General features: G+C 67.1%; 7 protein-coding genes. All 7 read left to right on the top strand.

All coding sequences use genetic code 11. The features are described 5' to 3' along the window. Positions 1-17 precede the first annotated feature (17 nt). The 7 genes from putA to KH389_RS02160 all read left to right on the top strand — a co-directional run bounded on the left by putA (position 18) and on the right by KH389_RS02160 (position 13,067). Positions 18-3,971, top strand: coding sequence for a trifunctional transcriptional regulator/proline dehydrogenase/L-glutamate gamma-semialdehyde dehydrogenase (putA, locus tag KH389_RS02190; protein ID WP_054915752.1), 3,954 nt, complete (start codon positions 18-20; stop codon positions 3,969-3,971). 204 nt (positions 3,972-4,175) lie between these two features. Then, on the top strand, positions 4,176-5,978 hold the full coding sequence (locus tag KH389_RS02185) for an acyl-CoA dehydrogenase (protein WP_213606802.1): 1,803 nt from the start codon (positions 4,176-4,178) through the stop codon (positions 5,976-5,978). Positions 5,979-6,009: 31 nt separating this feature from the next. Beyond that, complete coding sequence (locus KH389_RS02180) at positions 6,010-7,452, top strand: TldD/PmbA family protein (protein ID WP_196933008.1); 1,443 nt, start codon at positions 6,010-6,012, stop codon at positions 7,450-7,452. Next, positions 7,452-8,783 (top strand): TldD/PmbA family protein, encoded by a 1,332-nt coding sequence (locus KH389_RS02175; RefSeq protein WP_213606801.1) that lies wholly within the window; start codon positions 7,452-7,454, stop codon positions 8,781-8,783. The genes KH389_RS02180 and KH389_RS02175 overlap by 1 nt, the downstream gene beginning before the upstream one ends. Positions 8,784-8,893: 110 nt before the next feature. Continuing rightward, positions 8,894-10,321, top strand: a complete 1,428-nt coding sequence (gene mdtD, locus KH389_RS02170; RefSeq protein WP_043863589.1) for a multidrug transporter subunit MdtD — start codon at positions 8,894-8,896, stop codon at positions 10,319-10,321. A gap of 105 nt (positions 10,322-10,426) precedes the next feature. Further along, positions 10,427-11,764, top strand: a complete 1,338-nt coding sequence (dbpA, locus tag KH389_RS02165) for an ATP-dependent RNA helicase DbpA (RefSeq protein WP_229589801.1) — start codon at positions 10,427-10,429, stop codon at positions 11,762-11,764. 121 nt (positions 11,765-11,885) lie between these two features. Continuing rightward, a complete protein-coding gene (locus KH389_RS02160; protein ID WP_054915756.1) occupies positions 11,886-13,067 on the top strand; it encodes a BaiN/RdsA family NAD(P)/FAD-dependent oxidoreductase in 1,182 nt (393 codons plus the stop codon). Positions 13,068-13,076: the final 9 nt, after the last annotated feature.

Below are 13,076 nucleotides of genomic sequence, written 5' to 3'. Positions count from 1 at the left end.
AATAATGAGGATAAGAAATGGCGACGACCACCCTTGGGGTCAAACTCGACGACCCTACCCGCGAGCGACTGAAAACGGCTGCGCAGTCCATCGACCGCACCCCGCACTGGTTGATCAAGCAGGCGATCTTCAACTACCTGGAGAAGCTCGAGGGTGGCGCCACCCTGACCGAACTCAGCGGTCAGCCCGGCAATCAGGGCGACGACGCCGGCGATGTGCAGGCCGACCACTCGCACCAGTGCTTCCTCGAGTTCGCCGAAAGCATCCTGCCGCAGTCGGTGCTGCGCGCCTCGATCACCGCCGCCTACCGTCGTCCGGAACCGGAAGTGGTGCCGATGCTGCTGGAGCAGGCACGCCTGCCCGCGCCCATGGCCGAGGCCACCCACAAGCTGGCCGCCGGCATTGCCGAAAAGCTGCGCAACCAGAAGAGCGCCAGCGGCCGCGCCGGCATCGTCCAGGGCCTGCTGCAGGAGTTCTCGCTGTCGTCCCAGGAAGGCGTGGCGCTGATGTGCCTGGCCGAAGCCCTGCTGCGCATCCCCGACAAGGGCACCCGCGATGCGCTGATCCGCGACAAGATCAGCACCGGCAACTGGCAGCCGCACCTGGGCAACAGCCCGTCGCTGTTCGTCAACGCCGCCACCTGGGGCCTGCTGCTGACCGGCAAACTGGTGTCCACGCACAACGAATCCGGCCTCACCTCCTCGCTCAGCCGCATCATCGGCAAGAGCGGCGAGCCGATGATCCGCAAGGGCGTCGACATGGCCATGCGCCTGATGGGCGAGCAGTTCGTCACCGGCGAGACCATTGCCGAAGCCCTGGCCAATGCCAGCAAGTTCGAAGCCAAGGGTTTCCGCTACTCCTACGACATGCTCGGTGAAGCCGCGCTCACCGAGCACGACGCGCAGAAATACCTGGCCTCCTACGAGCAGGCCATCCACGCCATCGGCAAGGCCTCCCATGGCCGCGGCATCTATGAAGGCCCTGGCATCTCGATCAAGCTCTCGGCCCTGCACCCGCGCTACAGCCGCGCCCAGTACGAGCGCGTGATGGACGAGCTGTACCCGCGCCTGCTGTCGCTGACCCTGCTGGCCAAGCAGTACGACATCGGCCTGAACATCGACGCCGAAGAGGCCGACCGCCTGGAGCTGTCGCTGGACCTGCTCGAGCGCCTGTGCTTCGAGCCGCAGTTGAGCGGCTGGAACGGCATCGGCTTCGTGATCCAGGCCTACCAGAAGCGCTGCCCTTACGTGATCGACTACGTCATCGACCTGGCACGCCGCAGCCGTCACCGCCTGATGATCCGCCTGGTAAAGGGCGCGTACTGGGACAGCGAGATCAAGCGCGCCCAGGTCGAAGGCCTGGAAGGCTACCCGGTGTACACCCGCAAGGTGTACACCGACGTCTCCTACATCGCCTGCGCCCGCAAGCTGCTGTCGGTGCCCGAAGCCATCTACCCGCAGTTCGCCACCCACAACGCCCACACCCTGTCGGCCATCTACCATATCGCCGGGCAGAACTACTACCCAGGCCAGTACGAGTTCCAGTGCCTGCACGGCATGGGCGAGCCGCTGTACGAACAGGTGGTGGGCAAGGTGGCCGACGGCAAGCTGAACCGTCCGTGCCGCGTGTACGCCCCGGTCGGTACCCACGAAACGCTGCTGGCCTACCTGGTGCGTCGCCTGCTGGAAAACGGCGCCAACACCTCGTTCGTCAACCGTATCGCCGACCAGTCGATCTCGATCCAGGAACTGGTGGCCGACCCGGTCGCGACCATCGAGCGCATGGCCACCCAGGAAGGCGGCTTCGGCCTGCCGCACCCGCGCATCCCGTTGCCGCGTGACCTGTACGGTGCCGAGCGCGCCAACTCCAGCGGCATCGACATGGCCAACGAACACCGCCTGGCCTCGCTGTCGTGCGCCCTGCTGGCCACCGCGCACAACGACTGGAAGGCCGAGCCGATGCTCGGTTGCGCGTCCAGCGACGAAGCTGCCGCACCGGTGCTGAACCCGTCCGACCACCGTGACGTGGTCGGCCACGTGCAGGAAGCCACCGTCGAGGACGCCGACAACGCCATCCAGTGCGCACTCAACGCCGCACCGATCTGGCAGGCCACCCCGCCGGCCGAGCGTGCCGCGATCCTGGAACGTGCCGCCGACCTGATGGAAGGCGAGATCCAGCCGCTGATGGGCCTGCTGGCCCGCGAAGCCGGCAAGACCTACGCCAACGCCATCGCCGAGGTGCGCGAAGCGGTCGACTTCCTGCGCTACTACGCGGTGCAGGCACGCAACGACTTCAGCAACGACGCCCACCGCCCGCTGGGCCCGGTGGTGTGCATCAGCCCGTGGAACTTCCCGCTGGCGATCTTCAGTGGCCAGGTGGCTGCAGCGCTCGCTGCCGGCAACCCGGTACTGGCCAAGCCTGCCGAGCAGACCCCGCTGGTGGCCGCCCAGGCCGTGCGCCTGCTGCTCGAGGCCGGCATCCCGCAAGGCGTGGTGCAACTGCTGCCGGGCCGTGGCGAGACCGTCGGTGCGCGCCTGGTAGGCGATGACCGGGTCAAGGGCGTGATGTTCACCGGTTCCACCGAAGTGGCGCGCCTGCTGCAACGCAACATTGCCGGCCGCCTGGACAGCCAGGGCCGTCCGATCCCGCTGATCGCCGAAACCGGTGGCCAGAACGCGATGATTGTCGACTCCTCGGCGCTGACCGAGCAGGTGGTCATCGACGTGGTCTCCTCGGCCTTTGACAGCGCCGGTCAGCGTTGCTCGGCCCTGCGCGTGCTGTGCCTGCAGGAAGACTCGGCCGACCGCGTGATCGAGATGCTCAAGGGCGCCATGGCCGAAAGCCGCCTGGGCAACCCGGAGCGCCTGAGCGTGGACATCGGCCCGGTGATCGACGCCGAGGCCAAGGCTGGCATCGAAAAACACATCCAGGGCATGCGCGACAAGGGTCGCAACGTGTATCAGGTGGCCATTGCCGACGGTGAAGAGATCAAGCGCGGCACCTTCGTGATGCCGACCCTGATCGAGCTGGAAAGCTTCGACGAACTGCAGCGTGAGATCTTCGGCCCCGTCCTGCACGTGGTGCGCTACAACCGCAAGCACCTCGACCAGTTGATCGAGCAGATCAATGCATCCGGCTACGGCCTGACCCTGGGCGTGCACACCCGCATCGACGAGACCATCGCCAAGGTGATCGACAACGTCCATGCCGGCAACGTCTACGTCAACCGCAACATCGTCGGCGCCGTGGTTGGCGTGCAGCCGTTCGGTGGTGAAGGCCTGTCGGGTACCGGCCCCAAGGCCGGTGGCCCGCTGTACCTGTACCGTTTGCTGTCCACGCGCCCGGCCGATGCCATCGAGCAGTCGTTCCAGCGCAGCGACGCCGGTACTGCCCCGGACGTGCGTCTGCGCGAGCAGTTGCTCAAGCCGCTGCAATCGCTCAAGGCGTGGGCCGGCAGCAACCAGCAGGCCGAACTGGCGCAGCTGTGCGAGCAGTTCGCGCAACAGTCGCAGAGCGGCGTCACCCGCCTGCTCAACGGCCCGACCGGCGAGCGCAACAGCTACACCATCCTGCCGCGCGAGCACGTGTTGTGCCTGGCCGAGTCGGAGGCTGATCTGCTGACTCAACTGGCAGCGGTACTGGCGGTGGGCAGCTCGGCAGTGTTCGTCGACGGCGAGCCGGGCAAGGCCTTGCGTGGGCGCTTGCCGAAGGATGTGCAGGCGCGCATCAAGCTGGTGAGCGACTGGGCCAAGGACGAGGTGGTGTTCGACGCGGTGCTGCATCACGGCCATTCGGACCAGCTGCGCGCAGTATGCGAGCAGGTGGCCAAGCGTGCCGGTGCGATCGTGGGTGTGCAAGGCTTGTCGTCGGGTGAAACCGCGATTGCGCTGGAGCGCCTGGTGATCGAGCGTGCGTTGAGCGTGAACACCGCCGCGGCGGGCGGCAATGCCAGCCTGATGACCATCGGCTAACCACCGACGCGTTGCCAATCGCGGGTCAGGCCCGCCCCCACAGGATCGATGCAGATTCTTGTGGGGGCCGGCCTGGCCCGCGATTTTTTTTGCGGACACACACCTGACAACGGTTCTGACCCCTCATCACCCCCACCTATTAACCTGTCCACCTCCCGCCCGCATGCCTAGACTCGGCCCCATCCCCACAAAGGTATGGCCGCCATGTCCGACACCCTGCTCAGCGCCCGCAACCTGGCCTTCGAACTCTACGAAGTGCTCGACGCCGAGGCCCTCACCCAACGCCCACGCTTCGCCGAGCACAGCCGCGAAACCTTCGACGCCGCGCTGCACACCGCTCGCACCCTGGCCGAAAAGTACTTCGCCCCGCACAACCGCAAGGGCGACGAGCACGAGCCACGCTTCGAGAACGGCCAGGCCATCCTCATCCCCGAGGTCAAACCTGCCGTCGCCGCCTTCCTCGACGCCGGATTTCTCAACGCCAACCGCGACTTCGAGGCCGGCGGCATGCAGTTGCCCACCCTGCTCTCGCAAGCCTGCTTCGCCCACTTTCAGGCCGCCAACGCCAGCACCACCGCCTACCCGTTCCTGACCATGGGCGCCGCCAACCTGATCGAGAACTTCGGCACCGACGAGCAAAAGCGCCTGTTCCTGCAACCGATGATCGAGGGCCGCTTCTTTGGCACCATGGCCCTCACCGAACCCCACGCCGGCAGCTCGCTGGCCGATATCCGCACCCGCGCCGAACCCGCCGCCGACGGCAGCTTCCGCCTCAAGGGCAACAAGATCTTCATCTCCGGGGGCGATCACACGCTGTCCGAGAACATCGTGCACCTGGTACTGGCCAAACTCCCCGACGCACCACCCGGGGTAAAGGGCATTTCGCTGTTCATCGTGCCCAAGTTTCTGGTCAACCCGGACGCCAGCCTGGGCCAGCGCAACGATGTGGTGCTCGCCGGCCTGTTCCACAAGATGGGCTGGCGCGGCACCACCTCCACCGCACTCAACTTCGGCGACAACGGCCAGTGCGTCGGCTACCTGATCGGCCAGCCGCACCAGGGCCTGGCCTGCATGTTCCAGATGATGAACGAGGCGCGCATCGGCGTGGGCATGGGCGCGGTGATGCTCGGCTACGCCGGCTACCTGTACTCGCTGGACTACGCCCGCCAGCGCCCGCAAGGCCGCCTGCCCGACAACAAGAACCCCGCCACCGCCGCCGTGCCGATCATCCAGCACAGCGATGTGAAACGCATGCTGCTGACCCAGAAGGCCTACGTCGAAGGCGCTTTCGACCTGGGCCTGTACGCCGCCCGGCTGTTCGACGACAGCCATACCGCCGCCACCGAAGACGAGCGCCAGCAGGCCCAGCAACTGCTCGACCTGCTGACCCCGATCGTCAAATCGTGGCCGTCCGAGTTCTGCCTCAAGGCCAATGAGCTGGCGATCCAGATCCTCGGTGGCCACGGCTACACCCGCGATTACCCGGTAGAGCAGTACTACCGCGACAACCGCCTGAACCCGATCCACGAAGGCACCCACGGCATCCAGTCACTCGACCTGCTCGGGCGCAAGCTGGCCCAGCACGGTGGCGCCGGCCTCAAGCAGCTGGTACGCCTGATCGCCGGCACTTGCGCCCAGGCCCAGGCCTACACCCGCCTGGACCCGTTGCGCGAACCGCTGGAACAACTGCTCAGCCGCCTGCAGCACGTGACCCTGGGCCTGCTTGGCGAGTTGTCCACAGGCCAGGTCAACAGCGCCCTGGCCAACTCGGCGCTGTACCTCAAGGCCTTCGGTCACTGCGTGATCGGCTGGCGCTGGCTGGAGCAGGCGATTCGCGCCGAACAGGGCCTGGCCCGCGGCAACCCGGCCGATACCGGGTTCTATCGGGGCAAGTTGCAGGCCGCACGGTTTTTCCTCACCTGGGAAGTACCGGCCTGCCATAATGACCTCGCATTGCTCGAGGCCCGCGACGACACCTGCCCGGGCATGCACGAGGAGTGGTTCTGAGGGGGAACCACCGTCACCCGGAGGTTCGCGCATGTTCGATTTCACCGCGCCGCTGCGCCAGCGTTTCGCTGGCCTGAACAGCGGCGCCGAGTTTTTCTCCCTGCGCTATGTGCAGGAAGCCCACCAGCACCTGTCGGTGCGCAAGAACATCGCCGAACCACCCAGCCTGACCCGCGACCAGGGCGCGATGCTCACCGTGCGCGTCAACGGCGTGGAGGCCTACGCGGCCACCGCCGACCTGTCCCAGGCCGGCCTGCAACGCGCCCTTGACCAGGCCGAGGCGCTGGCCCGCCAGATCGCGCGCCACGCCCTGCTCGACCTGCGCGAGCAACCGGTGTCCAGCGCCCGCGCCGACTACTGCTCGCCCAACCTCAACAGCACCTTCCCGGCCCTGGCCGACTGCTATGAACTGCTGGCCCGCGAATCGGCCAGCGTGCCGGGCGATTCGCGCCTGGTGAACTGGCAGGCCAGCCTGGGCCTGAGCACGGTCGAGCAGATCTACCTCAACAGTGCCGGCGCCGAACTGCGCCAGGCGCAACGCTTCGTGTTCCCCGGCATGAGCGTCACCGCCTTCGACGGCAGCGACAGCCAGAGCCGCAGCCTGGGCCGCGAGAACTTCGGCCAGCAGGGCGGCGTGGATGTGATCGAGCGCTGCGGCCTGCTCGGTGCCGGGGCCCAGGTGGCCGACCAGGCCCTGCAACTGCTGCTGGCGCCCAACACCCCGAGCGGGGTACGCGACCTGCTGCTGATGCCCGACCAGATGATGCTGCAGATCCACGAGTCCATCGGCCACCCGCTGGAGATGGACCGCATCCTGGGCGACGAGCGCAACTACGCCGGCACCAGCTTCATCAAGGCCCAGGACTTCGGCCACCTGCAGTACGGCTCGGCACTGCTCAACGTGACCTTCGACCCGGCCATCCCCGAAGAGCTGGCCAGCTACGCGCACGATGACGACGGCACCCCGGCCCACAAGCAGTTCCTGATTCGCGAGGGTGTACTGGTGCGCCCGCTGGGCGGTGCGCTGTCACAGTTCCGCTCGGGCCTGGACGGCGTGGCCAACAGCCGCGCCTGCGGCTGGAACCGCGCACCGATCGACCGCATGGCCAACCTCAACATCGAGCCGGGCGACAAGTCCCTGGCGCAACTGATCGGCGGCATCGAGCACGGCATCCTGATGCGCACCAACCGCTCATGGTCCATCGACGATGCGCGCAACAAGTTCCAGTTCGGCTGCGAATGGGGCCAGTTGATCGAGCACGGCGAACTCAAGGGCGTGGTCAAGAACCCCAACTACCGCGGTATTTCCGCCGGTTTCTGGCGCAACCTCAGCGCCGTGGGCGACGCCAGTACCTTCCAGGTGCTCGGCACGCCCAACTGCGGCAAGGGCGAACCCAACCAGGTGGTGCGCGTGGGCCATGCCTCGCCGGCCTGCGTGTTCAGCCAGATCGACGTATTCGGAGGAGACGCCTGATGGCCGCCAGCCCTTTGCACAACTTCCAGGACCTGGTCGCATGGCTGCGCGACAACGTGCGCGCCCCCGAACAGTTCACCCTGAGCTACAGCGCCGAGCAGTCGCAATTCATCCGATTCAACCATGCCAGGGTGCGCCAGGCCGGCGACGTGCAACAGGCCGGTGCGAGCCTGAAGCTGATTGCCGACGGTCGCCAGGCCGACCTGCACCTGACCCTCAGCGGCGAGCCGGCGCTGGACCGCGAGCGCCTGCACCAGGCACTGGCCGAGCTGCGCCAGATCCTGCCACTGATCCCTGCCGACCCGTACCTGTTGCTCAACGACAGTGCCTGGCACAGCCATCAGGTACAGGACGGCCCGCTGCCGGATACCGCACGGGTGCTCGAGCAGATCGAACACGGCGCCGGCGCGCTGGACCTGGTGGGCATCTATGCCGCCGGGCCGATCAGTCGCGGCTTTGCCAGTTCGTTCGGCGCCTCTGGCTGGCATCAGGCCAACAGCTTCAATTTCGACTTCAGCCTGTTCCACGCCAACGGCCAGGCGGTGAAGGCCAACTACGCCGGGCAGGTGTGGGACAATGCCGCGTTCGCCCGGCGCCTGGCCCAGGCCCGCGAGCAGCTGGAGTACCTGGGTCGTCCACTCAAGACCCTCGCCCCCGGCCAGTACCGCGCCTACCTGGCACCGGCAGCGATGGACGAGATAATGGGCATGCTGTGCTGGGGCGGTTTTTCGGCGCAGGCCATCGCCAGCAAGGACAGCCCGCTGCAACGCCTGTATGCCGGCGATGCGGCATTGAGCCCGCTGGTGAACATCACCGAACAGGTCAGCGGCTCGCTGAGCCCGGCGTTCTCCGGCGAAGGCTACCCACGCAGCGACGTGCAGTTGGTGGACGCAGGGCAGGCGCGCGAACAGCTGACCAATGCGCGCAGCGCCGCCGAGTTCGAGCAGGTCGCCAATGGCGCCGAGGCCCACGAGTGGCCGAGCGCCTTGAGCCTGGCCGCCGGCGAGCTGGCGCTGGATGAGGTGCTCGCCAGGCTGGGTACGGGGCTGTACATCAGCAACCTGTGGTACCTGAACTACTCCGACCTGCCGGCGGCGCGCATGACCGGGCTGACGCGCTTTGCGACATTCTGGGTCGAGGACGGTCAGATCCAGGCGCCGGTCAGCACCATGCGCTTCGACGACAGCGTATACAGCCTGCTCGGCCCGCAGCTGGAGGCGCTCACGACCGAGCGCGAGCTGATCCTGTCGACCAGCACCTACGGACAGCGCCAGACCAGTTCGAGCCATTTGCCGGGGGCGCTGGTCAAACGCCTGACGCTGACATTGTGATGCCGCCATCGCGGGTCAAGCCCGCTCCCACAGGGATCACCGCCGCCCCTGTGGGAGCTGCGGTTCGACGCTTCGACTTGCCCGCGAAGGGGCCCTCAAGGACATAGAGCATGCCCAACCGCACCCCGCTGGACCCCGTCACCGCCCGCTGGATTCCCTGGGTGGTGGCCATCGCCTTCTTCATGCAGTCGCTGGACGGCACCATCCTCAACACCGCGCTGCCGGCCATGGCCCGCGACCTCGCGGAAAACCCGCTGCGCATGCAGTCGGTGATCATCGCCTACATGCTCACCGTGGCCCTGCTGATCCCGGCCTCGGGCTGGATCGCCGACCGCTTCGGCACCAAGCGCATCTTCTTCAGCGCGATCCTGCTGTTCAGCATCGGCTCGCTGCTGTGTGCACTGTCCAACAGCCTCGGCATGCTGGTCGGCGCCCGCGTGATCCAGGGCCTGGGCGGCGCGCTGATGCTGCCGGTGGGGCGCCTGGTGGTGCTGCGCGCCTACCCGCGCACCGAACTGGTGCGCATCATGAGTTTCATCACCATCCCCGGCCTGCTCGGCCCGCTGCTGGGCCCGACCATGGGCGGCTGGCTGGTGGAGTACCTGAGCTGGCACTGGATCTTCCTGCTCAACCTGCCGGTCGGCGCGCTGGGCTGCTACGCGGTGTGGAAGTTCATCCCCGACCTGCGCGGCTCCGAGCGCACACGCTTCGACGGCGTGGGCTTTGTGCTGTTCGGCGCCGCGATGGTGCTGATCACCATCGCCATGGAGGGCCTGGGCGAGCTGCACCTGCCGCACCTGCGCGTGATGCTGCTGCTGTTCGCCGGCATGGCTTGCCTGGCCGCCTACTGGCTGCGCGCCGGCAGCATCGACAACCCGCTGTTCTCGCCCCGGCTGTTTCGCACCCGCACCTTCTCGGTGGGCATCCTCGGCAACCTGTTCGCCCGCCTGGGCAGCGGCGCACTGCCGTTTCTGGTGCCGTTGCTGCTGCAGGTGGCGCTGGGCTATTCGCCGTCCCAGGCCGGCATGAGCATGATCCCGCTGGCCGCCTCGGCAATGGTCGCCAAGTCCATCGCCCGGCCGCTGATCGAGCGCCTGGGCTACCGCACCATCCTCACCGGCAACACCCTGCTGCTGGGCGTGCTGCTGTGCAGCCTGGGGCTGGTCAACGAACACACCCCGTATGCCCTGCTGCTGGTGCAACTGGGGCTGCTGGGGGCGGTGAACTCGCTGCAGTTCACGGCGATGAATACCGTGACCCTGATCGACCTGGACGACGCCAGCGCCAGCAGCGGCAACAGCCTGCTGTCGGTGGTGGCGCAGCTCTCGCTGAGCCTGGGTGTGGCCTGCGCCGGCGCACTGCTGGGCGGCTTTACCGGCGCCGGCAGCGGCGATGGGGTGGAGACCACGCTGGGCGCGTTCCAGCTGACCTTCCTGACCATCGGCCTGATGTCGATGCTGGCGGCGGCGATCTTCATGCAGCTGTCCAGGGCGGACGGAAGGCGTGCCCGTCGTCCGGAACCGGAGATCGAGGCTTAGGGCTAATGGCCACGAGGCTGGTACACTGCGCGACATTTTGTTTTGCAGGCCCGCCTCGTGACCACCATTGCCACCGAATTCGCCACCTTGCCGCTGTCCGCCGCCATGCTGGCCAACCTGGACGCCCTCGGCTACGCCCAGATGACCCCGATCCAGGCCCAGAGCCTGCCGGTGATCCTCAAGGGCATGGACCTGATCGCCCAGGCCAAGACCGGCAGCGGCAAGACCGCCGCGTTCGGCATCGGCCTGCTCAACCCGATCAACCCGCGCTACTTCGGCTGCCAGGCCCTGGTGCTGTGCCCCACCCGCGAGCTGGCCGACCAGGTGGCCAAGGAGCTGCGCCGTCTGGCCCGCTCCGAAGACAACATCAAGATCCTGACCCTGTGCGGCGGCGTGTCCCTGGGCCCGCAGATCGCCTCACTGGAACACGGCGCGCACATCATCGTGGGCACCCCGGGCCGCGTGCAGCAGCACCTGCGCAAGGGCACCCTGGTGCTCGACGGGCTCAACACCCTGGTGCTCGACGAAGCCGACCGCATGCTCGACATGGGCTTCTACGACGCCATCGCCGACATCCTCGGGCAAACCCCGGAGCGTCGCCAGACCCTGCTGTTCTCGGCCACCTACCCGGCCGGCATCAAGCAGCTGTCGGCCGCATTCATGCGCAACCCGCAGCAGGTCAAGGCCGAGTCGCTGCATGCCGACACGCAGATCGAGCAGCGCTTCTACGAGATCTCGCCCGAGCAGCGCATGGACGCGGTGACTACCCTGCTGGCGCACTTTCGTCCGCAGTCGTGCGTGGCGTTCTGCTTCACCAAGCAGCAGTGCCAGGAAGTGGTCGATCACCTCAAGGCCAAGGGCATCGCCGCCGAGTCGCTGCATGGCGACCTGGAGCAGCGCGACCGTGACCAGGTGCTGACCCTGTTCGCCAACCGCAGCACCTCGGTGCTGGTGGCCACCGACGTGGCCGCGCGCGGGCTGGATATCGACGCGCTGGACATGGTCATCAACGTGGAGCTGGCGCGGGACTCTGAAATTCACGTGCACCGCGTGGGCCGCACCGGGCGTGCCGGCGAGAAGGGCCTGGCGGCGAGCCTGGTGGCCCCGTCCGAAGCGCACCGCGCCCAGGCCATCGAGCAGCTGCAGAAGGCGCCCCTGCGCTGGGAGCAGATCGACAGCCTCAAACCCCAGGCCGGCGGCCCGCTGGTGCCGACCATGAGCACGCTGTGCATCGGTGCCGGGCGCAAGGACAAGCTGCGGCCGGGCGACATCCTGGGTGCGCTGACCGGTGATGCCGGCATCCCGGGCACCCAGGTGGGCAAGATCGCGATCTTCGATTTCCAGGCCTTCGTGGCGGTGGAACGCGGCGTGGCCAAGCAGGCGCTGCAGCGGCTCAACAGCGGCAAGATCAAGGGGCGCTCGCTGCGGGTTCGCATCGTCTGAGTCGTTTATCGCCTATCAGGGCCTCATCGCGGGTCAAGCCCGCTCCCACAAGGACTTGCGTACCTCCTGTGGGAGCGGGCTTGACCCGCGATAGCTTCAACACCTATTTGAGGATTTTGCAGTGCGTTCCACCGAAGTGATCATCATTGGCGCTGGCGCCGCCGGCCTGATGTGCGCCATCCACGCCGCCAACCGCGGCCGCCAGGTGCTGCTGCTGGACCATGCCAACAAGCCCGGCAAGAAGATCCTGATGTCCGGTGGCGGGCGCTGCAACTTCACCAACCTGTACACCGAGCCGGCCAACTTCCTCTCGCACAACCCGCACTTCTGCAAGTCGGCCCTGGCCCGCTACACCCAGTGGGACTTCATCGAGATGGTCGGCAAGCACGCCGTGCCCTATCACGAGAAAAAACTCGGCCAGCTGTTCTGCGACAACAAGTCCAGCGACATCCTCGACATGCTGCTCAGCGAGCTCCAGAGCGCTGGCGCCGAGCTGCGCATGGACACGCGCATCGAGCAGATCGAAAAGCTCGAGCCTGGCTACCTGCTCGAAACCAGCATGGGCACGCTGCAATGCCAGTCGCTGGTGATCGCCACCGGCGGCCTGTCGATCCCGACCCTGGGTGCCACCGGTTTCGGCTACCAGGTGGCCCGCCAGTTCGGCCACACCCTGCTGCCGACCCGCGCCGGGCTGGTGCCCTTCACCATCACCGAGCCGCAGCTCAAGGCCATGTGCACCGAGCTGTCGGGCACCTCGGTGGACTGCGTGGCCAGCTGCAACGGCACCAGCTTTCGCGAGAACCTGCTGTTCACCCACCGCGGCCTCAGCGGCCCGGCGATCCTGCAGGTGTCGTCGTTCTGGCACAGCGGCGACAGCGTCGAGATCAACCTGCTGCCCGAGCATGACGCCCTCGCCTGGCTGCAACAGCAACAGGCCGAACGCCCCAACAGCGAACTCAAGACCCTGCTTGGCGAGGTCTTCACCAAGAAGATGGCCAACCTGCTGGCCGAGCACTGGTTCGTGTCCCGGCCGATGAAGCAGTACACCCCGGCCGAACTGGCCGAGGTCGCCGACAAACTGGCGGCCTGGCAGGTGGTGCCGGCCGGCACCGAGGGCTACCGCACCGCCGAAGTCACCCTGGGCGGGGTCGACACCCGCGAAGTGTCGTCCAAGACCCTGGAGTCGCTGAAAAGCCCCGGCCTGTATTTCGTGGGCGAAGTGCTGGACGTCAGCGGGCACCTGGGCGGGTTCAATTTCCAGTGGGCCTGGGCATCGGCCTACGCGGCCGCGCAGTTCGTCTAACCTTCGCGT

The organism is Pseudomonas qingdaonensis (genome assembly GCF_018398475.1).
Classification (GTDB): domain Bacteria; phylum Pseudomonadota; class Gammaproteobacteria; order Pseudomonadales; family Pseudomonadaceae; genus Aquipseudomonas; species Aquipseudomonas palmensis.
The sequence above is the reverse complement of the archived record's forward strand: the minus strand, read 5'-3'. Positions and strand labels throughout refer to the sequence as shown.

Bases quoted from the DNA above. Each gene is read 5' to 3' on its own strand.
- putA (WP_054915752.1), top strand. From the start codon at position 18: ATGGCGACGACCACCCTTGGGGTCAAACTCGACGACCCTACCCGCGAG.
- KH389_RS02185 (WP_213606802.1), top strand. From the start codon at position 4,176: ATGTCCGACACCCTGCTCAGCGCCCGCAACCTGGCCTTCGAACTCTAC.
- KH389_RS02180 (WP_196933008.1), top strand. From the start codon at position 6,010: ATGTTCGATTTCACCGCGCCGCTGCGCCAGCGTTTCGCTGGCCTGAAC.
- KH389_RS02175 (WP_213606801.1), top strand. From the start codon at position 7,452: ATGGCCGCCAGCCCTTTGCACAACTTCCAGGACCTGGTCGCATGGCTG.
- mdtD (WP_043863589.1), top strand. From the start codon at position 8,894: ATGCCCAACCGCACCCCGCTGGACCCCGTCACCGCCCGCTGGATTCCC.
- dbpA (WP_229589801.1), top strand. From the start codon at position 10,427: ATGCTGGCCAACCTGGACGCCCTCGGCTACGCCCAGATGACCCCGATC.